The organism is Ureibacillus thermosphaericus (genome assembly GCF_002370195.2).
GTDB lineage: Bacteria > Bacillota > Bacilli > Bacillales_A > Planococcaceae > Ureibacillus > Ureibacillus thermosphaericus.
This window is the reverse complement of record NZ_AP018335.1, coordinates 2,945,931-2,970,633: the sequence shown is the minus strand read 5'-3', so window position 1 is coordinate 2,970,633 and position 24,703 is coordinate 2,945,931. Positions and strand designations below refer to the sequence as shown.

The 24,703-nt window shown below is 34.4% G+C and carries 19 protein-coding genes; 11 read left to right on the top strand and 8 right to left on the bottom strand.

Going from position 1 to position 24,703, the window contains the following annotated elements; genetic code table 11:
* Nucleotides 1-60: 60 nt before the first annotated feature.
* Complete coding sequence (locus tag UtA1_RS14385) at nucleotides 61-1,284, top strand: IS110 family RNA-guided transposase (protein WP_408647297.1); 1,224 nt, start codon at nucleotides 61-63, stop codon at nucleotides 1,282-1,284.
* A 99-nt stretch (nucleotides 1,285-1,383) separates the two neighbouring features.
* Here the strand turns inward: UtA1_RS14385 and UtA1_RS14380 are convergent.
* A protein-coding gene (locus tag UtA1_RS14380) for an IS3 family transposase (protein ID WP_408647289.1) occupies nucleotides 1,384-2,519 on the bottom strand; the annotation gives its coding sequence in 2 pieces (ribosomal slippage) (nucleotides 1,384-2,285 and nucleotides 2,285-2,519; 1,137 coding nt in all).
* 1,420 nt (nucleotides 2,520-3,939) lie between these two features.
* On the opposite strand from UtA1_RS14380, the gene UtA1_RS14375 reads away from it, so the two are divergent.
* A complete protein-coding gene (locus UtA1_RS14375) occupies nucleotides 3,940-5,079 on the top strand; it encodes an IS110 family RNA-guided transposase (RefSeq protein WP_096549889.1) in 1,140 nt (379 codons plus the stop codon).
* 571 nt (nucleotides 5,080-5,650) lie between these two features.
* On the opposite strand, the gene bioB is transcribed toward UtA1_RS14375, so the two are convergent.
* The 4 genes from bioB to bioD are packed head-to-tail and all read right to left on the bottom strand — an operon-like array spanning nucleotide 5,651 to nucleotide 9,264.
* Complete coding sequence (gene bioB / locus UtA1_RS14370; RefSeq protein ID WP_096551725.1) at nucleotides 5,651-6,649, bottom strand: biotin synthase BioB; 999 nt, start codon at nucleotides 6,647-6,649, stop codon at nucleotides 5,651-5,653.
* Nucleotides 6,646-7,224 (bottom strand): biotin transporter BioY, encoded by a 579-nt coding sequence (locus tag UtA1_RS14365; RefSeq protein WP_096551723.1) that lies wholly within the window; start codon nucleotides 7,222-7,224, stop codon nucleotides 6,646-6,648. Before UtA1_RS14365 ends, bioB begins: the two co-directional genes overlap by 4 nt.
* Nucleotides 7,221-8,591 carry an adenosylmethionine--8-amino-7-oxononanoate transaminase gene (gene bioA, locus UtA1_RS14360; protein WP_096551721.1) on the bottom strand — a complete coding sequence of 457 codons (1,371 nt, stop codon included), beginning with the start codon at nucleotides 8,589-8,591 and terminating at the stop codon, nucleotides 7,221-7,223. The genes UtA1_RS14365 and bioA overlap by 4 nt, the downstream gene beginning before the upstream one ends.
* Nucleotides 8,563-9,264, bottom strand: a complete 702-nt coding sequence (gene bioD / locus UtA1_RS14355) for a dethiobiotin synthase (protein WP_096551719.1) — start codon at nucleotides 9,262-9,264, stop codon at nucleotides 8,563-8,565. The genes bioA and bioD overlap by 29 nt, the downstream gene beginning before the upstream one ends.
* Before the next feature lie 353 nt (nucleotides 9,265-9,617).
* Between bioD and UtA1_RS14350 the strand changes: the two genes are divergently transcribed.
* The 4 genes from UtA1_RS14350 to UtA1_RS14335 all read left to right on the top strand — a co-directional run bounded on the left by UtA1_RS14350 (nucleotide 9,618) and on the right by UtA1_RS14335 (nucleotide 13,896).
* A complete protein-coding gene (locus tag UtA1_RS14350; protein ID WP_096551717.1) occupies nucleotides 9,618-11,318 on the top strand; it encodes an S-layer homology domain-containing protein in 1,701 nt (566 codons plus the stop codon).
* Between the two features lie 276 nt (nucleotides 11,319-11,594).
* Nucleotides 11,595-11,942: a hypothetical protein gene (locus UtA1_RS14345; protein WP_096551715.1), complete on the top strand. Its 348-nt coding sequence runs from the start codon at nucleotides 11,595-11,597 to the stop codon at nucleotides 11,940-11,942.
* A 44-nt stretch (nucleotides 11,943-11,986) separates the two neighbouring features.
* A complete protein-coding gene (locus UtA1_RS14340) occupies nucleotides 11,987-12,976 on the top strand; it encodes a ketoacyl-ACP synthase III (protein ID WP_096551713.1) in 990 nt (329 codons plus the stop codon).
* A 239-nt stretch (nucleotides 12,977-13,215) separates the two neighbouring features.
* Nucleotides 13,216-13,896: a DUF554 domain-containing protein gene (locus UtA1_RS14335; protein ID WP_016838643.1), complete on the top strand. Its 681-nt coding sequence runs from the start codon at nucleotides 13,216-13,218 to the stop codon at nucleotides 13,894-13,896.
* A gap of 365 nt (nucleotides 13,897-14,261) precedes the next feature.
* On the opposite strand, the gene UtA1_RS14330 is transcribed toward UtA1_RS14335, so the two are convergent.
* Together UtA1_RS14330 and UtA1_RS14325 are read right to left on the bottom strand one after the other, a co-directional pair.
* The gene (locus UtA1_RS14330) at nucleotides 14,262-16,013 is read right to left on the bottom strand and encodes a B12-binding domain-containing radical SAM protein (protein WP_016838644.1); all 1,752 of its coding nucleotides are present in this window, start codon (nucleotides 16,011-16,013) and stop codon (nucleotides 14,262-14,264) included.
* 112 nt (nucleotides 16,014-16,125) lie between these two features.
* On the bottom strand, nucleotides 16,126-16,617 hold the full coding sequence (locus tag UtA1_RS14325) for a hypothetical protein (RefSeq protein WP_016838645.1): 492 nt from the start codon (nucleotides 16,615-16,617) through the stop codon (nucleotides 16,126-16,128).
* Between the two features lie 265 nt (nucleotides 16,618-16,882).
* On the opposite strand from UtA1_RS14325, the gene UtA1_RS14320 reads away from it, so the two are divergent.
* The 3 genes from UtA1_RS14320 to UtA1_RS14310 all read left to right on the top strand — a co-directional run bounded on the left by UtA1_RS14320 (nucleotide 16,883) and on the right by UtA1_RS14310 (nucleotide 20,886).
* Nucleotides 16,883-17,653 (top strand): metallophosphoesterase family protein, encoded by a 771-nt coding sequence (locus tag UtA1_RS14320; protein ID WP_096551711.1) that lies wholly within the window; start codon nucleotides 16,883-16,885, stop codon nucleotides 17,651-17,653.
* Between the two features lie 150 nt (nucleotides 17,654-17,803).
* Complete coding sequence (locus UtA1_RS14315; RefSeq protein ID WP_016838647.1) at nucleotides 17,804-19,795, top strand: ABC1 kinase family protein; 1,992 nt, start codon at nucleotides 17,804-17,806, stop codon at nucleotides 19,793-19,795.
* Between the two features lie 203 nt (nucleotides 19,796-19,998).
* Nucleotides 19,999-20,886, top strand: a complete 888-nt coding sequence (locus UtA1_RS14310) for a 5'-3' exonuclease (RefSeq protein WP_096551710.1) — start codon at nucleotides 19,999-20,001, stop codon at nucleotides 20,884-20,886.
* 44 nt (nucleotides 20,887-20,930) lie between these two features.
* On the opposite strand, the gene UtA1_RS14305 is transcribed toward UtA1_RS14310, so the two are convergent.
* Nucleotides 20,931-21,449, bottom strand: a complete 519-nt coding sequence (locus UtA1_RS14305; protein ID WP_096551708.1) for a C39 family peptidase — start codon at nucleotides 21,447-21,449, stop codon at nucleotides 20,931-20,933.
* Between the two features lie 323 nt (nucleotides 21,450-21,772).
* Here UtA1_RS14305 and UtA1_RS14300 point away from each other — a divergent pair, with 323 nt between their 5' ends.
* Nucleotides 21,773-23,251: a methyl-accepting chemotaxis protein gene (locus UtA1_RS14300; protein ID WP_016838650.1), complete on the top strand. Its 1,479-nt coding sequence runs from the start codon at nucleotides 21,773-21,775 to the stop codon at nucleotides 23,249-23,251.
* A gap of 174 nt (nucleotides 23,252-23,425) precedes the next feature.
* On the top strand, nucleotides 23,426-24,640 hold the full coding sequence (locus UtA1_RS14295) for an MMPL family transporter (protein ID WP_096551706.1): 1,215 nt from the start codon (nucleotides 23,426-23,428) through the stop codon (nucleotides 24,638-24,640).
* Nucleotides 24,641-24,703 lie beyond the last annotated feature (63 nt).

The window sequence follows — 24,703 nt, the reverse complement described above, 5'->3', positions numbered from 1 at the left end:
AAATGCTTATATTTCAAATTCACTCGCTGTTTGTGAATCTACTTTATGGGAGGGATTATATTGGATGTACTGATGACACGTTGTGCAGGATTAGATGTACATGCTGAAACAATTGTTGCTTGTGTCATGATTGGCGAACAGGACGATGAATTATTCATTGAAACAGAAACTTTCCCCACTTTAACAAAGGATCTCTTTCGTTTACTAAAGTGGTTGGAAAACCATGGCATTACGCACATTGCGATGGAGAGTACTGGAGTTTATTGGAAACCTGTTTATAACATTTTGGAGGATTACTTTGATATTACATTAGCGAATGCTCAAAGAATCAAGAATGTCCCTGGAAGAAAAACAGATGTTTCGGATGCAGAGTGGATTGCGAAGTTATTGCGTTATGGACTGATTGAAAAAAGTTTTGTTCCACCAGAAGATATACGAAACCTTCGTGATTTAACTCGGCTTCGTAAAAAATGGATCGGCCATTTGACTTCAGAAAAAAATAGGATTCTGAAAGTATTAGAATGCTCAAATGTTAAACTAAATTCAGTTATTTCAGATGTGTTTGGTGTTTCTGGAAGAAAACTTCTATCCAAATTAATTCAAAATGGATATGTTGATTCCATTGATGTAGAAAATAGTATTCACGGAAGAATGAAGCACAAAAAACAAATGATTACAGACTCTTTATTCGGTACTTTAAACGATCATCAAATCTTTCTAATCAAACAATCTTGGCAACACATCGTTTATTTAGAATCATTAATCAGCCAAATCGAGGAAAGAATAGATGAAATTCTGAAGAATTATAAAGAAGAAGTGGAGTTATTACTAACGATTCCGGGTATTAAAAAGGATTCCGCAGCAATTATTATTGCAGAGATTGGGGTGAACATGGAACAATTTCCTACCTCTCAACACTTAGCGTCTTGGGCCGGAGTTGCTCCAGGAAATCATGAAAGTGCAGGAAAACGAAAGTCAACTAAAACGACTAAAGGGAATCCTCATATCAAAACTGTACTGTGCGAAGTAGCATGGGCAATCTCTAGAAGTAGGAATCGTTGGTTAGCTGCTAAATATTGGTCGATTGCTGCAAGAAGAGGAAAGAAAAAAGCACTCGTTGCCATATCGCATCGAATGCTTCGAATCATTTACTCCATGCTAATTAATAAGGAGCCTTATAAAGAACTGGATCTACGTCAAGTTTTTGGACACAAAAAGATTAAGTTTTTTTGCACAACAACCATTCATGGATTGTTCCACATCCCATGTAGATTGTCAAAGTGAAAAGAGCCTTTGACAATCTACTTGGGACGTGGAGAAATAAACCCATGGCTGTTGTGCCAAAAAAAATGTGAAGGGGGGAAGTGTTCTGTACCCCATGTTTTACGCTGCTATTCGGCACATTTTTTCGTATTCATCCGGTGTCAAATAACCAATGCTTCCATGAATTCGTTTTCGATTATACCAACCTTCGATGAATTGAAATAACGCAATTCTCGCTGTCTCAAAGCTTTCGTATTTGGTTAGATACACTTCTTCTTTTTTCAATATGGCATGAAAAGATTCAATACAAGCGTTGTCATATGGACATCCTTTTCGACTAAATGACGGAACCATTTCATGTTTTTTTAGTAGTTTTTGAAAGGCTTCACTTGTATATTGTGTTCCTAAATCTGTATGCACGATAAGACCAGGATCGGGCTTTTGATCTTGAATCGCATTCTGAAGTGCTTCCAGCACAATTTCTGATGTCATGGTACGAGAGAATTTATATCCGACCACTTTTTTTGTATGTAAATCAAGAACGGACGCTAGATAACACCAACCATCACGAAGCGTATGGACATATGTAATATCAGCTACCCATTTTTCGTTGATTGTTGTTGTAGTGAAATCTTGATTTAATACATTTTCTCGTTCTTCTACGGGCTTTTGTGTTGGTGTTGGGCGGAATTTTTTTACAATACATGATTGGATGCCTGCTTGTTTCATCAAACGTTGAACTCGATTGATACTGCCTGTATAGCCTTCTTTTTTAAGTATTTCAAAGATTTTAGGGGCCCCATAACGACCCTTACTTTCTTTATGGATTGCTCGAATTCGTTCAAGCAGTTGTTCGTTGGCGACATGATAGCTATTCGGCTTCTTGTGAAACGATTGATAATACGTACTTTTAGGCATCTTTAAAACACGACACATCATTTGGATTGGATGATGTTCGCTTTCTTTTGTAATCAAGTCAATCAGTTCTTGCTCATCTATTTTCTCGCGAATATGGTCATAGCCTTTTTTAAGATTTCGATCTCCTGTTTTAATCGAAGATTTTCTTTTTGAATGGCTTCTATATCAGCCAAAGTTAATTCCTGTTCACATTCAATTGGAGAGAGTTGCTTAATCCATTTATAAATCGTTACTTCTGAAACACCATATTCGCTAGAGAGTTGACTGACTGGAGTGCCTGAGCGATAAAGCTCAACTACTGTTTGTTTAAATTCTTGATTATACCGTTTTTGACTCATGATTCGGACACAACCTTTCGTTAGTTTAATATTAATGACTTAACCAAGTTGTGTCCATAAATCTATACTACATCTAAACCTTTAATTAATTAGTATAACCAAAGAAGAATAAGTTTAAACAAAGTTACCTTCCATTAGGTAGCTCTGCTTTCTTATTGTCTTTTTTAGGTTATTTATATATTACCCTCAATAGATTGAAGCTATTCATGGGCTAAGTGGAATTAAATTATTTTCACAGAAACAGCCTAGAGTGACGGGAGATAATAGTCAAACTTCCGAAGATAATAGTCATTCACGAGAGGATAATAGTCAAAGGGGCAAACATAATAGCCAATCGATAAAAAAAGCCTCGAGCGATGGGAGATAATAGTCAAACTTCCAAAGATAATAGTCATTCACGAGAGGATAATAGTCAAAGGAACGAACATAATAGTCAATCGATAAAAATAGCCGCAAGCGATGGACGATAATAGTCAAACTTCCAAAGATAATAGTCATTCACGAGAGGATAATAGTCAAAGGAACGAACATAATAGCCAATCGATAAAAATAGCCGCAAGCGATGGACGATAATAGTCAAATTTCAGAAGATAATAGTCATTCACGAGAGGATAATAGTCAAAGGAACGAACATAATAGCCAATCGATAAAAAAAGCTGAGAGCAAAGGGAGATAATAGCCAAACTTCCGAAGATAATAGTCATTCACGAGAGGATAATAGTCAAAGGAGCAAACATAATAGCCAATCGATAAAAAAAGCCGTGAGCGATGGGAGATAATAGTCAAACTTCCAAAGATAATAGTCATTCACGAGAGGATAATAGTCAAAGGAACGAACATAATAGCCAATCGATAAAAAAAGCCGAGAGCAAAGGGAGATAATAGTCAAACTTCCACAGATAATAGTCATTCACGAGAGGATAATAGTCAAAGGAGCGAACATAATAGCCAATCGATAAAAAAAGCTGAGAGCAAAGGGAGATAATAGCCAAACTTCCGCAGATAATAGTCATTCACAAGAGGATAATAGTCAAAGGAACGAACATAATAGCCAATCGATAAAAAAAGCCGTGAGCGATGGGAGATAATAGTCAAACTTCCAAAGATAATAGTCATTCACGAGAGGATAATAGTCAAAGGAGCAAACATAATAGCCAATCGATAAAAAACAATCATGAATTTTCATTCACAACCCTGGCATGAAAATGGATATTTCTTTCCCATAATGTAGATAACACAAACAGTTAACAATACGTAGGCTTTTATGGTGGATGATACCCTGAATAAAAAACTGTTTGAGTGGATTTGGTGAACAACCCATTGTTAGCTCATTCATTTGGAATGATGACTACGTACAGAAAAATGCTTATATTTCAAATTCACTCGCTGTTTGTGAATCTACTTTATGGGAGGGATTATATTGGATGTACTGATGACACGTTGTGCAGGATTAGATGTACATGCTGAAACAATTGTTGCTTGTGTCATGATTGGCGAACAGGACGATGAATTATTCATTGAAACAGAAACTTTCCCCACTTTAACAAAGGATCTCTTTCGTTTACTAAAGTGGTTGGAAAACCATGGCATTACGCACATTGCGATGGAGAGTACTGGAGTTTATTGGAAACCTGTTTATAACATTTTGGAGGATTACTTTGATATTACATTAGCGAATGCTCAAAGAATCAAGAATGTCCCTGGAAGAAAAACAGATGTTTCGGATGCAGAGTGGATTGCGAAGTTATTGCGTTATGGACTGATTGAAAAAAGTTTTGTTCCACCAGAAGATATACGAAACCTTCGTGATTTAACTCGGCTTCGTAAAAAATGGATCGGCCATTTGACTTCAGAAAAAAATAGGATTCTGAAAGTATTAGAATGCTCAAATGTTAAACTAAATTCAGTTATTTCAGATGTGTTTGGTGTTTCTGGAAGAAAACTTCTATCCAAATTAATTCAAAATGGATATGTTGATTCCATTGATGTAGAAAATAGTATTCACGGAAGAATGAAGCACAAAAAACAAATGATTACAGACTCTTTATTCGGTACTTTAAACGATCATCAAATCTTTCTAATCAAACAATCTTGGCAACACATCGTTTATTTAGAATCATTAATCAGCCAAATCGAGGAAAGAATAGATGAAATTCTGAAGAATTATAAAGAAGAAGTGGAGTTATTACTAACGATTCCGGGTATTAAAAAGGATTCCGCAGCAATTATTATTGCAGAGATTGGGGTGAACATGGAACAATTTCCTACCTCTCAACACTTAGCGTCTTGGGCCGGAGTTGCTCCAGGAAATCATGAAAGTGCAGGAAAACGAAAGTCAACTAAAACGACTAAAGGGAATCCTCATATCAAAACTGTACTGTGCGAAGTAGCATGGGCAATCTCTAGAAGTAGGAATCGTTGGTTAGCTGCTAAATATTGGTCGATTGCTGCAAGAAGAGGAAAGAAAAAAGCACTCGTTGCCATATCGCATCGAATGCTTCGAATCATTTACTCCATGCTAATTAATAAGGAGCCTTATAAAGAACCTTTAATTAATTAGTATAACCAAAGAAGAATAAGTTTAAACAAAGTTACCTTCCATTAGGTAGCTCTGCTTTCTTATTGTCTTTTTTAGGTTATTTATATATTACCCTCAATAGATTGAAGCTATTCATGGGCTAAGTGGAATTAAATTATTTTCACAGAAAAAGCCGTGAGCAAAGGGAGATAATAGTCAAACTTCCGCAGATAATAGTCATTCACAAGAGGATAATAGTCAAAGGAGCGAACATAATAGCCAATCGATAAAAAAAGCCGAGAGCAAAGGGAGATAATAGTCAAACTGCTGAAGATAATAGTCATTCACGAGAGGATAATAGTCAAAGGGGCAAACATAATAGCCAAACGATAAAAAAACCTCTAGCGATGGGAGATAATAGCCAAACTTCCGAAGATAATAGTCATTCACGAGAGGATAATAGTCAAAGGAGCAAACATAATAGCCAACCGATAAAAACAGCCCAGAGTGACGGGAGATAATAAACAAGCTACATAAAATAATAGCCATGCCTCCAAAGAAAAAAGAGCGAAACAACTATTCGCTCTTATTCAATCATAGAAGGTATATTCCATTAAACATTTAATAATTCCTGTTGTTTTTCAGTGAGTTCAATTTCAAATCCTAAGTCCTCAAGCATCTTATAATCTTGATTTTTTTCTTGTCCTTCCGTTGTTAAGTAATCGCCGACGAAAATACTGTTTGCTGCGTAAAGTCCAAGCGGTTGCAGGGAGCGGAGATTTACTTCACGCCCTCCAGAGATACGGATTTCTTTTGTTGGGTTCAAGTAGCGGAATAATGCAAGCACTTTTAAGCAATAGCGTGGATTTAGCTCATTCGTCCCTTCCAGTTTTGTTCCCTCAATGGCATGTAAAAAGTTAACTGGAATTGAATCTGCATCAAGTGCTCGTAAAGCCCGAGCAATATCAACTACATCTTGTTTTGTTTCTTTCATGCCGATAATGGCGCCAGAGCAAGGTGAAAGGCCGTGTTTTTTCACGATATCGATCGTATTGATCCGGTCTTGGTACGTATGAGTTGTTGTAATGAATTCGTGATGTCTTTCTGAAGTATTAATGTTATGGTTGTATCGATCAACCCCTGCTTCTTTTAACTGTTCTGCTTGTTCCTCTTTCAATATCCCTAAACAAGCACATACTTTTAATCCGTACTTTTCTTTGATTTCTTTTACGGCTTCACTAACCACGTTCACATCTTTTCGAGTTGGACCGCGGCCGCTTGCAACAATGCAATAAGTACCAATTTTATTTTCAAAAGCAATTCTCGCGCCTTCTAAAATTTGTTCTTTTGTAATAAAAGGATATTTTTCGATAGGGGCTGTGGATTTTGAAGATTGAGCACAATAGCCGCAATCTTCAGGGCAGTACCCGCTTTTAGCATTCATAATCATGTTCAATTTTACTTTTTTGCCGAAGTAGTGTTTACGAATCGTAAAAGCTCCATGTAATAATGGCAGTAGTTCATCATCGTCAGCGTTCAAAATCTCCATTGCTTCTTCATTAGAAAGTTCTTTTCCGTTAATAACTTCTTGTGCTAAAGTTTGCCATTTCATTTAGGTACCTCCAATACATTGAACATTTTTTTATTTAATAAGAAGTAAATTCTTCTTGCAAACAGTCCAGTAACAATTGCTAATACAATGTCAACACCAACAGTGCTTAAAAAAGCAGTCATAAATACGGTTGATGCACTTGTTGGCATGTCCAGCAAGAAATTTAGTGCAAAGTATACGTATGGCGCACCAATTGCATAAATAACGAAAGTGCCGACTAAATTTGCAACAACAAATCGTAAGCGGGAAGGTTCTTCTCCTCCACGTTCAATAATGTATCCTATAATAAAAGCACCAGCAGCAAAGCCTACTAAATAACCGAAAGTAGGTTGCAATACATATGTCAGTCCTCCACCTTGAGTAAAGACAGGTAGCCCTGCTAAACCAACAAAGATATATACTAATTGACTTTGTAAACCTCTTTTACTGCCTAAAATAGAGCCAGCTAAAAAAACAATGACAATTTGCATTGTAAATGGAACGATTGGCAATGGAATTTTGATAAATGCTCCTATCGCGGTCAATGCAGCGAATATCGCTACTAATGTAAGTGAAAAAATCTGTGAATTTCTCATATAATTCCCACCTTTTTCTTTTTGAAAAATTCGATAATTTCTTCTTTGGCAGTATTAACCATCCATTCTATTTCCTCTTCAGAAATGATATATGGTGGCATGAAATATAAAATATTGCCAAGGGGTCTTAGCAAAATTCCTCTATTTAATGCTCTTTTATAAATTCGATAGCCAATTCGCTCTTCACTTGGGAGAGGGGTTTTTGTTTTTTTGTCTGCAACTAATTCAATTGCGCCAACAAATCCTGTTTGTCGATATTCACCGACATATGGTAGTGAATCGAAGGCTTCGTGTGCTAATTTATTTAAAAGTTTTGCTTTCTTTGCAATTTTTTCTAATACTTGCTCTTCTTCAAATATGGCAAGCACTTCTTGGGCCGCTCGCAATGCAAGTGGATTGCCTGAGTAGCTGTGGGAATGCAAGAAAGCTTTCATAGTTCCGTAATCGTCATAAAACGCATAGTAAATTTTGTTTGTTGTTAGCACTGCTGAAAGCGGCAAGTATCCTCCGGTAATGCCTTTCGATAAGCAGAGAAAATCCGGTGTTATATCTGCTTGTTCACATGCAAATAACGTTCCAGTTCTTCCAAAACCAACCGCAATTTCATCCGCAATAAGATGCACGTCGTATTGATCGCACAATGTCCGTAATTTTTTTAAGAAAACGGGAGGATACATATTCATGCCGCCTGCAATTTGAATTAACGGTTCAATAATGGCAGCAGAAAGAGTATCAGCATGCATCTTAAATTGCTCTTCTACAAACATTGCACAAGGAGCATCGCAAGTACCTGGATGTTCAGCAAATGGACAGCGATAACAATTTGGTCCTTCTGCTTGAACAACATTTAATAAAAGAGGTTGAAAAACTTTGTTATATAAATCTACCGCCCCGACTGACAAAGCTCCGAGCGTTTCTCCGTGATAAGCATTTGTAAAAGTTAAGAAGCGTTGTTTTTTTGGTTGTCCAGTTTGAGCACGATATTGAAAGCTCATCTTTAACGCTATTTCAATGGCAGCTGAACCGTTATCTGCAAAAAATACTTTTTCTAATCCATGCGGAGTTTTTTCAACCAGTTTTGTTGCCACATGTATAGCTGGTTCATGGGTAAAGTTCGCAAAAATTACATGCTCTAATTTTTTTGCTTGGTCGGCAATTGCCTTGCTAATGCGCGGATTGGCATGGCCAAATAAGTTGACCCACCAAGATGAAACAGCATCTAAATAGCGATTTCCTTGCTTGTCATATAGCCAAATGCCTTCACCTCTCTCTATAACGATTGGTGGAAATGTTTCATAGTCTTTCATTTGGGAACATGGGTGCCAAATATATTTAAAGTCAAGATCTTGTAGTTCGGAGTAATTCACGATTCATCAGCCTTTCGAAAATGGTTTCTTCATCAAAGCTTTCAATCGTTCGATTTCCTTCCACAACGACAAATTGTTGATGGGGAATAAAACGTTGTAAAGTTTGAATATTATTTTTTTCGATTTCACTATGTTCGTATTGGTTGATGACGATTCCGAGCAATTCAATTCCTCTTGCATTTAATGCGCCAATTGACAACAATGTGTGATTGATTGTGCCAAGTTTCGGATGAGTAACTAATACAACAGGTAGTTTCGAGCGTTGAATGATATCTAGTAAAGTTAAAGAAGTATGAGATTGCAGAGGTACATAAAGTCCTCCAGCCCCTTCACAAATCACAACATCATATTCATCCTGTAATTGTTCAATTTTATTGAGTATTTTTGCTCCGCTAATCCACTCTCCCTCAAGTTCTGCTGCATAATGAGGAGAAGCAGGAGCGGGGAAAGAATATGAATTAATGGAATTAGGCGATAATGGTTGCAAACTATAATTTAGGTAACTAGACGTATCATGATAGTAGGTTTTATTGTTCTTTTTCATGATGCCTGTTTGTACCGGCTTATAAGGAACCACTTTGAATCCTTTTTTTTGCAAATAGCGCATTAATAATGTGACAATAAAGGTTTTTCCTACATCTGTGTCTGTTCCAACGACCCAAAAATGGTTCAAAACATCACCTTCTTATGTTGTTTATTTTGTTAACTATATTAATTCATAAGTTAACACAATTTATTTTCCACGTAAATACCAATTTTTGAATTTTATATTCGAATAGGTTATTGGGAGGCTTCCATAAACAGAAAGTAATGGGTGTAAGAGAGAATACTATTTTGAAACAATATGGAACATTTCTTTTGTTTATACGGACTAATAAATAGGGGGTTAGAATTTGTATTATTTTCCAAACAAAAGATAGAATGGAATTAATTGCTGAAACTATCATCTATTTTGTAGAAAAGGTATAATTATCATATTGAAGCGAATGACGTTCATTTGATTAATGCAAATTGGAGGATTTTTCTATGAAAAAGAAAAAATGGTTGAATTTATTTACCGCAGCGACTGCTGTCACGATTGCTGCAACAGCAGTTCCCGTTGCTACAAGTGCGGCACAATTTTCAGATATAAAAGGTGACACTCATGAACAGGCAATTGTTCAATTAGTGGATGCAGGAATTATTAAAGGATATCCAGATGGAACATTTAGAGCTTATCAAGATTTAACGTGTTCCGATGTAGTAAAATTGATTGGTAGATTTGTAAAGAAACAAGGCTATGAAATTCCTAGCGATTATAAAACGAATATGCGCTTTTTAGACCTTTCTAAAAATACGGATGATGAGTTGCTTCAGTATGCAGCACTAGTAAAAGATGCAGGGATTTTTGAAGGGAATCGATTAAATCCAACACAAGCAATGACCCGTGAAGATATGGCGGTGATTTTAGCAAATACATTATCAAAAATTTATCAAGTTGACGTTCATCATTATGTTGATGCTCAATCTTTTGAAATTGAAGTGACGGATATACAAGAAGCGAAAGAAAATGCCCGTTCATCAATTCAAGTATTAGACTACTTTAACATAACGAATGTAAAAGAATTCAAACCAAAAGCTACTTTAAAGAGAGGGCAATTTGCTTCATTTTTGCAAAGACTGATAAACACTACGCTAACGGAAAAACTCTTCCAAGTGAAAACGGTTGAAGTAGTAGGGAACGAAATCGTAGTTCAATTTAATGAAGCAGTTAATTTGCCAACAACAACAAGTTCGAAGGAAATAGCAACATATTTCAAATTAGTAGGATTAGAGAATGAAGTATTTGCAAAAGGTGAATTAAATAAAGAGGGGGATTCATACACAATTACCCTTAATTCAAAAAATGAAGGAAACTATCGCTTCGAAATAAAAGGGGTACCTTCAAAATCAGGCAAAATTTTACCTGCATTTGACAAACGAATTAGTATTCAGAAAACTGAAGAACCAAAAGAAGAAACAAGGTTTGTAGTAGAAAGTGAAAAATTCGTTCTTGGAGTTACTCCAGATGGTCAAATAGTAGATAAATATGCTGCAAATATTAAGGTTTATGGCTTTGTGAATCATGATAAAGTCGAATTACCAAGCAGTGCTTACACCATTACAACGAATAGCAAATATTTAAATGTAGAAGGTAATAAAGTGACTGCGAATGTTGATGCCATTGAAGCAGATGGTATTTTAGATGAGGAAAATCAAACTTATAAAGCTGATATTTTCATCACCATTAACCAAACAGGCGAACAAATCAAGCATACTCTTACACTTTCAAGTGAAAAGGTAAAGGTAAATGGTAAATTCGTTTTAATCAATAAAAATTCTTTAAGTCAGAAAGAATTAAAAGAGATTGATATAGAAGTTTCAGAATATGGTTTAGTATTAACAGCAATGGATTTATTCAAAGAAATCTATGAAGAGGGTTATTTTGAAATAGAGGATCAATACGGTAAAGAAGCAAACTTTAATCCGAATACAGGGCTAGTTACCTTTGCAGACGGATCCTCACGGGAAATTCGTCCAATTATTACAAACATTAATACTACAAATGATCAATATGAAATCTCCTACAATGGAACAATAAACTTAATGATTGGTTTAGGAGAAAAAGGGCTATCCCGAGGAGACTCTTTCAATTTAAAATTAAGCATTGATGATGCAACGGTTATTGTAAAAGTTTATATGAGATAAATTTGTAATTAGGGATATTAAACTAGATTAGGGTTTAGTTTAATATCCCTTTTTTATTATGTTTCAAAAAAAATAGATAGTTATTTCTAACTTTTTAAAAAATTCCGCAATAGGTAATTGATATTTTTTGATGAACTTGATATATTACTATTGGTATAAATTGTTATACTTTAAAAAATAAAACTATTATACTTATAGTGTTATTGAATTATTAGGTATATAGTTTTATTTTTCTGATTTATTATTACAAATTTATTATTGGAAGGATGGAATAGTATGAGAGAAGGATTTTACTCTATTCAAGTAAATTCAGTGCAAAAAGTAGTGAATATGGTTGTAGGAGGCTCATTTTCTCCAGAAAAAGTGCAACAATTTTTAAATGAATACCATAAGAACCTTGATCCGATTCCAGCTAGTCAATATGAATTACGCTTTGATTGTCGTGATTTAAATGTTATAACGCAAGATATGATTCCACATTTACAAGGATGTTTCGAACTTTATAAAACTACAGGGTTTAAAAAAGTAGTTGTGGAAATTAAACAAAGTGCAATTATTAAAATGCAATTGAATAGAATTGCAAAAACTGTAGGTTTAGAGCCATTTGAAGTAGTTGAAGTATAATTGTTCTTCTCGTTTCAAAGTTGTATAGGAGGCTTTTAGTAAGCATGACGCATGTTCAAATAAAAGAAGTGGAAGTCTATCATCCAAATCATGTTGTAAATAGTCAGAAGTATATTGATTACTTTAAAGAAAATAAAGGGAAAGATATTTCTAATTTATTAGAAACTTTAGGAAGAAAGAATTATTATCAAATAAATAATTCGGAAGAAAATAGTATAACGATGGCAATCGACGCTTCTAAGCGAGTTTTAGAGAAAGCAGGAGTAGAAGGAAAAGATGTCGATATGATTATCTTTTCTTCCCAAGTACCTGAGTTGACATTCCCTACAAATGCAATTTTTGTTCATGAGGCAATTCAAGGGAAAAAAGATTGTATTGTTTACGACAGTAATGCTAACTGTGCAGGAATGACGATTGCGGTTGAACAAGCTTCCCGATACTTGTTAAGCAATCCCCACATCACCAATGCATTAGTAGTAGGTTCTGACTATTTGTCTATTGTTGCAAATCCGGATGAAGAAATTACATATGCTAGCTTTGGAGATGCTGCAGCGGCTGTATTTCTTGAAAAAACGGAAGAAGATACAGGGTTTATCGATGCAATTTACGAAACGGATTCTTCTTTTAAAGAAAATATTTTATATCCAGATCAAGGTTTTTCTAAATATGTATTGAATAAAGAGTTTCCTGGTTATATTCGTTGGCTTCCATTCGATGGTGCTGTTTCATTGCTGTATGCGTATGAAAAAATAGAAAAACTTTTGCATCGAAATAATTTACAAATTGAAGATGTGGATGCATTTTGCTTTTCACAATTTGCCCTATCAAATATCAAAAATCTTCAAGAAAGATTTAATATACCTGATGAGAAAATTATCTATATAGGAGACCAGTATGGTTATACTGGAACAAGCTCACCATTCGTCTCTCTTTATGAAGGAATTCAATCCAATCGAATTAAGCGAGGAGATATCGTATTGTTCTGGACAATTGGTGGTGGGCACGAATTTATTGCAATGCTTTATAAGTATTAATACATATTAGAAAAAATATAAAATGATAGCCCCGTAAAAGTTAAACACATTACGAAACTTTTACGGGGGTTATTTTTTGTACATTGATAATAGAAATATGTGTTAAAACTTTTTAAAATTCTATTAGTATAAAAGTAAAATATGCTTCCTAATATAAGTTGTGTTAAAATTCTTTAATATTACAAAATTCAAATATTATTAAAGGATAGTTTTGTTACTTTTGATGGGAGTGTTAAGTGATGATTGGCACAATCGTAAATACAATTTGTATTCTGGTAGGGAGTTTTGTAGGAAGCGCATTAAAAAAGGGAATTAAAGAAGAATATCAATCTGCATTATTTACAGCCATGGGGTTTGCCGCTACTGCTTTAGGAATCAATGCGATTGTTCAAAATATGCCGAATAGCAAATATCCGGTCTTATTTATTGTTAGTTTATCTGTTGGTGGTTTAATTGGGACCATTATTGATTTTGATGGGAAATTTAAGAATGTTGTTGATCGGTTTTCTAAAACAGATTTAAGTAAGGGCTTGTCTACAGCCATATTGCTATTTTGTATCGGTACTTTGTCGATATTAGGTCCGGTGGAAAGTGCTTTAAATAATAATCATACATACTTATTTACAAATGCTACGCTGGATTTAGTGACATCTATGGCTTTAGCTGCCACTTATGGAATCGGTATCGCTTTTGCTGCAGTTGTATTGTTTATTTGGCAAGGTTTGATTTATTTATGTGCAAAATATATTGAACCATTTTTAACAGCTGAACTAATGACGGAGGTTTCCATCGTAGGAGGCATTTTAATATTAAGCTCTGGATTATCGATTTTAGGTATTAAAGACAGCAAATCGTTAAATATGTTGCCAGCACTTTTTGTTCCTGTACTTTGGTTTATTGGATTAGCATTGTTTCAGTAAAAGTTAATGAATAGATAGAAGGAAGGATTTTCAATACTAGTGGGAGATTACCCAAATAAGTAGGGTTGCTATCTGAACGAGCTAAGGTGGTATATGCACAAGCAAGGGTGGTATTTGCACGAGCTGATGTATTATCTGCACGAGTAGGAGAGTTTTATGCACAAGCAAGGTAGTTATTTGCACAAGAAGCACCGTATCTTCACGAGTAAGAGTGCAATCCACACGAGCAATGAGAAAATCCATGTTTTAATAAAAAAGTAGCATAAACCATCATTGATAAACTCCCTATTAGATAAACAGTTTTATTTTTTTTACTGTCTACCTAATAGGGAGCATAACAAACATTCGGTTTGTACTACTATTTTTTATTTTATGAGGTTTTTTGGAAACGTTGCAAAGTATGGAGTAGTTCCTTGTCTGAAGAAGACAAACAAATACGTATCACTTTCAACAATTTTTCCTTTTTTATATTCATCATAATCTATACTAAATGGAACGATAAGTGAATGCTTCACAAGTTCCTTTTCATTAATCTGCAATTGGGCAAATTCTTCTCCAACAATATTAGGAGATTCAATTAATTTCTTATTTATTGCTTTCAATTCTTCTTTTGGAATTCGTTCTTCCCACCAAAGCTTTCGAGGGTGGAATTGTTGCTTCGATAAGAAATCGAGCTTCATTAAACTATGAACGATACCTAAATTCACGTTTGGTAACGTGCGTAAAAATTCATCCAATCTCGTAAATAAGTCCTCCAATTGATGACCTATTCTCGACCATCCTTTTTCTTCCCAGAAAGTACCAAAGTTTTGGAAGAAATCGAATGGGGTTTCAAATACTTCTGACACTAGGTATTCAATTGTATCGTCCATTCGATGAGCATTCCAATATTTTTCGAGCACATCTTCCGCTTGTTTGATGCGAATAATTTCATCAAAGCTTAATACGTTGTTTGATAAAATTTCATAAGGTGCGATATCAACATATGTATATCCAAACTTTTCGGCTTCAATTCGTAAACCTGTACCGCGCAATAGTTTTAAGAAGCCGAGCTGCAATTCCTCTGGACGCATCGCAAATACATCATTAAATGTTTTGCGGAAACTCTCATAATCTTCTTCAGGAAGTCCAGCAATTAAATCTAAATGCTGATCGATCTTCCCGCCTTCTTTCACCATTGTGACCGTTCTTTTTAATTTTTCAAAGTTTTGTCTACGTTTCACCAATTCATTTGTTAAATCATTCGTAGATTGGACGCCAATTTCAAAACGGAATAAACCTGCTGGTGCATTGTCATTTAAAAATTGAATGACTTCAGGTCGCATAATATCAGCAGTAATTTCAAATTGGAACACCACGCCAGGTACATGCTCATCAATTAAAAATTGGAACATGTCCATTGCATAACTGCGACTAATGTTAAAAGTTCGGTCAACGAATTTAATTGTTTTTGCACCATTGGCCATTAAATAACGAATATCGTCTTTTATTTTTTCCCTATTAAAATAGCGAACGCCTACTTCAATAGAAGATAAGCAAAATTGACAGCTAAATGGGCAACCGCGGCTTGTTTCAATATATTGAATGCGTTTTGAAATAGAAGCTCGATCTTCTTCAAAACGGAATGGGCTTGGAAGTTCCCGTAAGTCAATTTTCTTTGGCTGTGGATGAATATTCATTTTTCCATCTTGTAAGTAAGCAATGCCTGGAACTTCTTCTAGTGGGATTTCTCCATGAACATATCGTAGCAATTGTTTAAAAGAATATTCACCTTCCCCCATAATGATGAAATCAACAAGCCCTTCCAATCGTCGCAACCAATAATGCACATCATAAGAGACTTCCGGCCCGCCTAATACAATTTTTGTATGTGGGCTAACAACTCGCAGCATTTGAATAACCTTAATCGTTTCTTCGATATTCCAAATATAGCAACTAAAACCGACTAAATCGGGTTTTCTTTGATGAAGATCAGTCACAATATTTAATGTCGGTTCTTTTATCGTAAATTCTACAATCGTTGGGTCAAACTCCGGACGTGCGAATGCTTTTAAATAACGAATGGCCAAGTTCGTATGAATGTATTTGGCGTTCAAAGTTGTTAATAATATATTCATCAGTCGAACTCCTTTAAATCCTATTGGTAGAATGAAATACTTTGATTACCATCACTATTATACACTGATAACTCTAGACTATCTTGTATTAAAAAAAATCAGTCACTTTCATCTATTCATAAATGATTTTCACGTGGTGATTTTCAACATAATTTGGATCATCTAAAGACAAAATATATAATTCCATTTCTAAATCATTTTTAAATTCGGGAAATTCGATGTCTTCTAATTGTTGGATGACTAGTTTTGCAGTGGCTGCTTTTTGTGGTGAGATTTCCTGTTCCAATTGATAAATCGCTTCATCTACCATCCGATCATCTACTGATAGTCTTTGTGCTTGTATTTTCATTGTATCTTTTCGTTTATTTAAAATGTCAAACGTAATCGTGACAGTTTGTTTCGATTGTTCTTTGTTTTTCTTCATGTTTAATATGGTGATTTTTACATTTTCATTATCAACGACTAATTGGTTGATTTCTCTAAATTCGTGATTAGATTTTTTTCTATCGTTTTCTGGCGTACCTAAGTTTGCTTCTGAGGGTACACCACAAGCATACAATATGAAGATAGGCAAGAATAAGAAAATTAGAAACAACTTCCTCATAAGAATCTCCTTTACCAAAGAAATAGATTAATTTTCATTATGAAATAATGTCGTATAAACTATACGTGATTCGATTCGTATGAGTAAACATTTATAGAATAATTAAAATAATAAACTATTAGTCAATATGAAATTCTTAAATTGTATAGAATTTCGCGGAATATTCATATAATTCTGTAGTATAATTGAATAAAAATTGAACGGATTGAAAATTTTAGAAAACATTCAACTTTCTCTTTTGAGTGTTGAATAAAGAGGTGTATAAATGGATAAAGTATTTGCCATTGGAGATATACATGGAAGTTTTCATTTATTAGAGAAAGTATTGCAGTACTGGAAACCCGATGAAGAGATGCTTATTTTTTTAGGTGACTATATGGACAGGGGAAAGGATAGCTTAAAAGTATTGCGCAAAGTGATGGAGCTATCAAAAGATTATAAGGTGATTACGTTAAGTGGAAACCATGAACAAATCTTCTTGAACTGGTTAAAAAAGCCGAAAGAAATGGCAGAATTTTATTTCCATCCGAAAGTTGGAGGTGCAAGCACCATCCAAAGTTTTTATTCCGAATATTCCAGCGAACACGAACAAACTGTAGATGAAATGAATGTTGAACAAATAGTCGAATTTATCAAAACGCATTTTGAAGATGAAATTGAATTTATAAAAAATCTTCGTTTGTATTATTATTGGAATCCGTTTGTTTTTGTTCACGCAGGGATCAATGCAAAAGTAGAAGATTTTTTAGAAACAAGTACGGATGAATTTCTGTGGATACGTGAAGAATTTACGAAAGTCCCCCATAAAGCAAAAGAATATGTCGTATTTGGCCATACACCAACATTATTATTAAATGAAGATGGTTCGAGCAAAGTATGGATTTCACCTTGCCGTAAAAAAATCGGTATTGATGGAGGGGGAAATATTTATGAGGGTGGAAATATCCATGGGGTTCGTTTCCACAAAAAATCAACAGATATTGAAATATATTCTGTAAATGAAAGGGAGAGTATTACGAATTATTTTACATTATAGATAGGATTCACCTCCAAGTGAATCCTTTTTTGTATGAATTTCGTTTGGAAAATAGAAGAAATCAATTTAATAACAACGCTTAGGAATGACAAGAATGAAACTTTAGCCATACTAATTTTAATGGATATTCGATTGGAAGTGGTGAAGTGAATGAGTACAATTAGCGCACTTTTGCAAATATTAATTGTGTCAATCATTATATTTTTTATTAGCGGAAGGCTTATTGGTTCCAATGTGAACTTATTTAGAAGAGTATTGTCCGTCATCATCAGCGTCTCATTCACTACTTTTGTGTTTTGGTATACGTTTGTTCGGGAAAATGCACAATATCATACTGAAGATGGCGTTGTAAGTGTTGCAACGTTATTATGGATCGGAAGCATGTTGCTTATTTCCATGCTGATTTATTTATTCTTTGAGCTATTTGATCCGATTGCATTAGATGAAAATACTGGGCGTTATTCGGAAAAGAAGACGATTTTTAGGAAAGCATTGAATTATTGGCGTTATCAAAAGCGTCTACGAACGGTATTAAAAGTAGCTGTAACGAACGGCATTACAAGAACGGTAAAATATGCGCGAAGTCGCGATACAGATAGACAGTTAGCAATTGCATTGCGTTCTACTCTTGAAGAGAGCGGTGGCATTTTTATAAAGTTTGGACAAGTGTTATCAACTAGAAAAGAATTGTTTTCCCCAATCTTCATTGAAGAACTAAAAAAATTGCAGCAAAAAGTATCGCCAATGACCTTTGATGAAGTAAAAAGGATATTAAAAGAAAATTTTTCATGCGAAATCGATGAGGTCTTTTCTTTTTTTGACGAGAAACCATTAGCAGCAGCTTCCATTGGACAAGTTCATCGAGCGGTTTTAAAAAATTCTCATGAAGAAGTGGTTGTAAAAATTTTAAGACCGCAAGTAAAAACAATTATGAGGGAAGATTTAAGTATATTATTGGAATTTGCAGATTGGATTACGACGAAATCCCAGTGGGCTGAAAGTTTTGGGTTCAAATCGTTAGCAGAAGGATTTGCCAATTCAATGAAAGAGGAAACGGATTTCGAAATAGAAGCCCGCAATATGATCCAAATTCGAAATATATTAAAACGGAGTAAACTGAATGTCAAAATTCCACAAGTTTATGAAGAATTAAGTAATGAAAATATTTTAGTAATGGAATATGTAAAAGGTGTAAGCATTTCGGATTTAGATAAAATAGAGGATCTTTCCTTTGATCGAAAAGAGCTTGCGCGAACGATTGTTTATTCTTATTTAGAACAAGCGTTAATATCAGGAATTTTTCATGCTGACCCGCATCCAGGAAATATTTCTGTTAATCCAGAAACAGGGGAAGTAGCGATTCTTGACTTTGGAGCAGTTTGTCGATTATCAGGGCAACAACAAGAAGGATTAAAACTATTTTTCATGGGTATTCAGCAGGGAGATTCGTCGTTATTATACGATGCAATTTCCTTGCTAATCAAAAATAAAAATGAAATTAACCGTCAAGAATTGGAACAAGCGATTGGCCAAATTTTATTAAAAATAACATATGTTAATAAAGTTCCAACAGATGAAACGATTTATTCCATTTTTACAGTCATTAGAGAATCGGGGTTACAGTTTTATTCATCCGTCAGCTTGGCTCTCAGGGTAATCATTACATTAGACGGCACAATCAATATGATCGATCCTACTTTTAATATTTTTGAAGAAGCGAAGAAATTTACAAATGATTATATGAAATCTTCGTTAAGAAAACCGATTACAGAGCCAATTGAAACGATGGAGAAAATGCAAGAAGAATTGGCAATACTAATACCGAATTTGCGAAAAATTCCAAGGCGGATTGACCAATTAATTCGAAAAGTTGAAGATGGAAAAGTGATCTTGCATCACGACATCTTTTCGGATAAAACCAACTCCAAATTTGTGACGCAATTGTTTTCAAAATTTGTCTTATTGATGGTGGGCATTACATTTGGAATTATTTCAACAGCACTTCTAGCCATTTCCCAATTTATTGAAACTGCCTATGCGATTTATTTAAATACAGCAGCATATCTCGGATTATTTTTATGTTCCATTTTACTTGTACGATTATCGATTCAAGCAATTCGCGATATGAAACGGAGAGATTAATGAAAGCACTTTTCCCATATGCAATGAAATAGTCTAAACTGATAGGAGGATAATATGTTCTATTTTATGAACGTATTATCCTCTTCTTTTGTTTGTCAGCAGTAGCGTCACTTAGAATTGTAATAGGGAAGGAGAATTTTTCCGTCGCAAATGGGCTGTCTCAACATGTTATAATGAATGAAGTAGAAAGTGAGGATTTTTGAATGAATAATCAACCACATCTTTTAGTCATTGACGGAATGGCTCTATTATTCCGTTCTTTTTATGCCACGAGTGTAATGGGACATTTTCAATATTTACCGGATGGCAGACCATCAAATGGGGTGCAAGGTTTTGCACGACATGTTTTAACAGCCCAATCAATTATTAAGCCCAGCCATATTGCAATTTGTTGGGATATGGGAGCTAACACATTTCGCAATGAACTATTTGAAGGATACAAAACGAATCGAAGCGAGCCACCGGAAGAAATGATTCCACAATTTGACATGGCAAAGGAAGTTTCTGAGTGGATTGGCTGGAAAAACATTGGAGAAGCAGGAATGGAAGCGGATGATTGCATTGGTTCCATCGTTGAAAAATGGAAGGAAGAAGCCCAAATTACAATAATTAGTGGCGATAAAGATTTATTGCAATTATTGAATCCTTCGACGAACATCGCTTTTACAAAAAAAGGATATTCTGAGTATGATGTCTATACAATGGAACGATTTAAAGAGGAATATGCGATTGAACCTCATCAATTTGTAGATGTGAAAGCATTCATGGGAGATTCGAGCGACGGCTATCCAGGGGTCAAAGGCATTGGACCGAAAACAGCGCTGCAATTGATTCAAAAATACGGTTCTGTTGAAGGAGTATTACAAAATTTAGATGAATTAAAACCAGGTCAACGAAATAAAATTGCAGATAATCTGGAAATGTTAAAGCTTTCTTATCGATTAGCATCCATAGAAAAAAACATACCAATCAAAGAACGTTTAGAAGATCTCTCTGTACCTGAATATTCCGCTAACACTTTCAATCAACTAGCAAACAAGGGCTTTACATCCATTGCAAAACATGCCTATTCACTATATACATGTATATAAAGTATTGAGAAGGGACACAAACTTGTTTGAATGTTTGAGTCCCTTTATTTTTTCTTTCTTGGCTCAATTTTTACGAAGCTAATCACTTTATAGTTTTGAGAATAGGGAACTTTTCGTATTTGACTATCACGATTTATTCCCCCATTATCATGCACAATTAATAATAACTCATTTTGCTCAATTTCATAGCCAATGAAAGGAACCCAATGATAGGTAAAAGTAGGTTTTGATTTCCATTGTAGAGTAAAGTATTTATCAAATTTTATTGCTACTGGCCTGCCCTCATCGATTTGTTTCATCGCTTCCTTTAATGAACAGTTTTTTACAACCCAGTCCGTTCCTAAATAGTTTTGTAAATTTTTAATAAGCCTCCAGCGAAATAAACCGATTTTCGTTGTACCTAGCATTCGATAAAGGATATTTACATTCTGTGCAACATGTTTTCCAAACATAAATTTCAACATAACGAATATTGTAGTAGGTCCACAGGCAGAGTTTTGGTAGGCTGGATAAACTTCAGGGCTGAATTGAGACATTCCTTCTAAAGGTATGAACTTTTTCATAGCATCACCTTGTTCAATATTATAAGTAATATAAATTTTTTTGAAAGACTAGGGTAGTAATGAACATAAAATGATGATTGCACTAAGTCTTACTGCAAGTTTTATTGATATAATTTTCAGAATTAATAAGAAAAATTAGAAAAATGAAGGAATTTTTGGTAAGTATATCGAATAATAAAGCAGAGTTGTATTTCCTAGGAAATATACTCAACTTAAATAGTTCGAATCTTGCATCAAATCATCAGTTATAGTGATTTTTTGATGTTTTTATTTGCGTGAATAATCAAATAGTCCTTGCCACAAAAAGAAAGGGGAAGAATTGAATGTATCAAGATCAATACAACACTCACAGAGTTCATAAAGTCAATCTTCTACTAACTATTATTTTAGTATTTCTTATTTGTGTACCGATTGTTTCATCTAGGGGATTTGAAGAGGGAGCAATTATTATTGTAGCGGGCTTGATTGTTCTTGTGATGTCGATAATCACTTTCTTTTTACCAATCAATACATATGTAAAAGGCTTAACCATATCATTAATTCCAAGTATAGTGGTATTAGCACTCTTAATTTTGGATGGATTTTCTATTATTAAACACTATATTATTATTCTTACAATTGCGATGGTTACACTCTATTTTAAGAAAGAACTGATTTTAGCGTTAGGTCTTTTGCTAGATGTAGTATATCTCGTATTATTTTTCCTTTTGCCAGAAAACTTATTAGGACTGAATAACAATTTTTCTGGGTTCTTGACTGTCTTCTTTATCATAAATGCATTTATGGTTCTTTTATATTTGCTGATGAAATGGGGAAGACAACTGATTGTTGATGCATTTCAAAAAGAACTTGAAGCGAAAGAGGGAATGAATAAGTTAACATCCACTTTTGCATCCATCGAATCTGTATCTGATTTGCTTGATAACCATATTACAAAATTTAATACAGAATTAAATACGATCTTTAGTTCAAGTAAAGACATTGTACAATCAGCAGAACAAATGGGTACTAGTATACAAGAAGAGGCGAATAGTGTAAATATCATCAATGATTCAATGGTTCAATCATCAGAAAAAATGGGACAAATCGTTATCGTTGCTGAAGATATTGTAAAAAAATCGGAAAATATGAATAGAAAAGTACAAGAAGGTTGGAATAAAATCAATCAAGTAACTGATTATATGGATTCAGTTGGTACAACGATTAGCAATACAGTTATAACGGTTTCTGATTTGCAAACTAGTTTAGAAAGGGTAAATACATTACTCGAAAGTATAAAAGAAATTGCAGATCAAACGAACTTGCTTGCACTGAATGCTGCCATTGAATCGGCTCGTGCTGGTGAGCATGGAAAGGGATTCGCAGTAGTAGCGGAAGAAGTAAGAAAACTAGCTGAACAAAGTGCCCAAATGACAGAGAATATTAAATTGGTGACGGATGAATTATTCAACAAATCCAAAATAGCTCAAGAAAAATCAGCTCAAGGAGAAAGTGCGATTACGGAAGGTAGATTATTGCTTAAGGAAATTTCTCATTTCTTTGAAGAAATAAAAAGTACATTTACAGAAATTCATAATGGACTATCAATGGAAATGTCAGAAATCGAATTGGCAAATCATAATTTCTTTACAATTCGAAATCAAATTGAAAACGTATCTGCTATATCTGAAGAAAATGCTGCGTCAACGGAAGAAATAATCTCTACATTAGAAAATACACATGATTTAATCGCTTCTATACATTCATCAATAAACGAAATAAATGTATTAATTAAACAGTTGAGAGACTTGACAAAAAGTTAGTATTATCAGTTCTCTGGATTAGTTCATCGCGATGAATGGGAATGTTTACGATTAAAATTATTATTGTCCTCCTGTTAATTTCTTTTAGATTCTCAATAGGTATAATTTTACTTTAAGGCCCAAATAATAGATTTGAAAATCCAGATTTATTTGGCGAAAAAATAGGAAGACAATATGAAATTTATACAGACACTAACGGATAAAGTCGCTACAAAAAAAGGGGCTTGGATTACTATTGCCATTTGGTTATTAATCATGATTGTTATTAGTGCAGGACCTAAATTAAGCGACTATAAAACAACCAACTTTCAAGCATTACCAAATAATGCAGAATCCATTATTGCCCAAAATAAGTTAGATGAGTTTTTTCCTAATGATCAAGGAACACCAGGTATATATGTATTTCATAAATCAGATGGAGAGATAACCGTTGAAGAAGTTGGAGAAATTATTGATGGTATTAAAAAGGCCGATATTGAAGGAATAGAAACAATTGTAGACGTTTCGAAATTACCTCCTCAAGCATTATCGGCATTCATATCTGAAGATAAAACGACAATGATTGTTCCAATGAATTTAAAGAATGGCTTAGGAAGTTCCGATTATGCTGAAATTAATGATAAAACAACTGAGGTAGGTACGAAAATTGCAGAGGATTTAGGGGTAGATTTTTATATTACAGGACCTGCAGGTATTTCGGGTGACACAGTTAAACTGTTCGAATCTGCAGACTTCAAACTTTTATTTGCAACAATCATCATTATTTTAGTTTTATTAATTGTCATTTATCGTTCTCCTCTACTTGCTCTTATACCGCTTTTGGCAACGGTAGTCGTGTATCAAATTGTCAATCAAACCGTTGCATTGCTAGGTGCTGCAGGGCTAGAAATTAATAACTCGACAACTTCCATCATGAGTATTTTGCTGTTTGCAGCACTTATTGATTATTCATTATTTGTATTTTCCCGCTATCGAGAAGAATTGAATAAGCATGAAAATCAATTTGAAGCAATGAAAATTGCAATGCAGTCAACAGCAAAACCGGTGCTATTTGCAGCAGGTACGGTGCTCGCTGCAATGGTTATTTTAATTTTTGCAGACTTCCGAGAATATCAAAACTTTGCTCCAATTTTTGCAACTGCCATGATTATTATTATGATTGCTGCTATTACTTTTGTCCCAGCATTATTTGCTTTATTTGGTCGAAAAGCATTTTGGCCGAAAATTCCAAAGTATGGTGAGGAAAGTGAAGTAAAACATAGCATTTGGGGTCCTATTGCAAAGTTTGTCACATCAAAACCAGCACTAGTTGGGGTAGCAGTCATGCTGTTTTTGTTAATTACAGCAGCTAACATTATGAATATTAAATATGAATTTAATATGAGTTAATTTCATAATTCTCACCCCTTGATTTTCAAGGGATTCAAGACAATAAAAAATGGGTACCTCCCC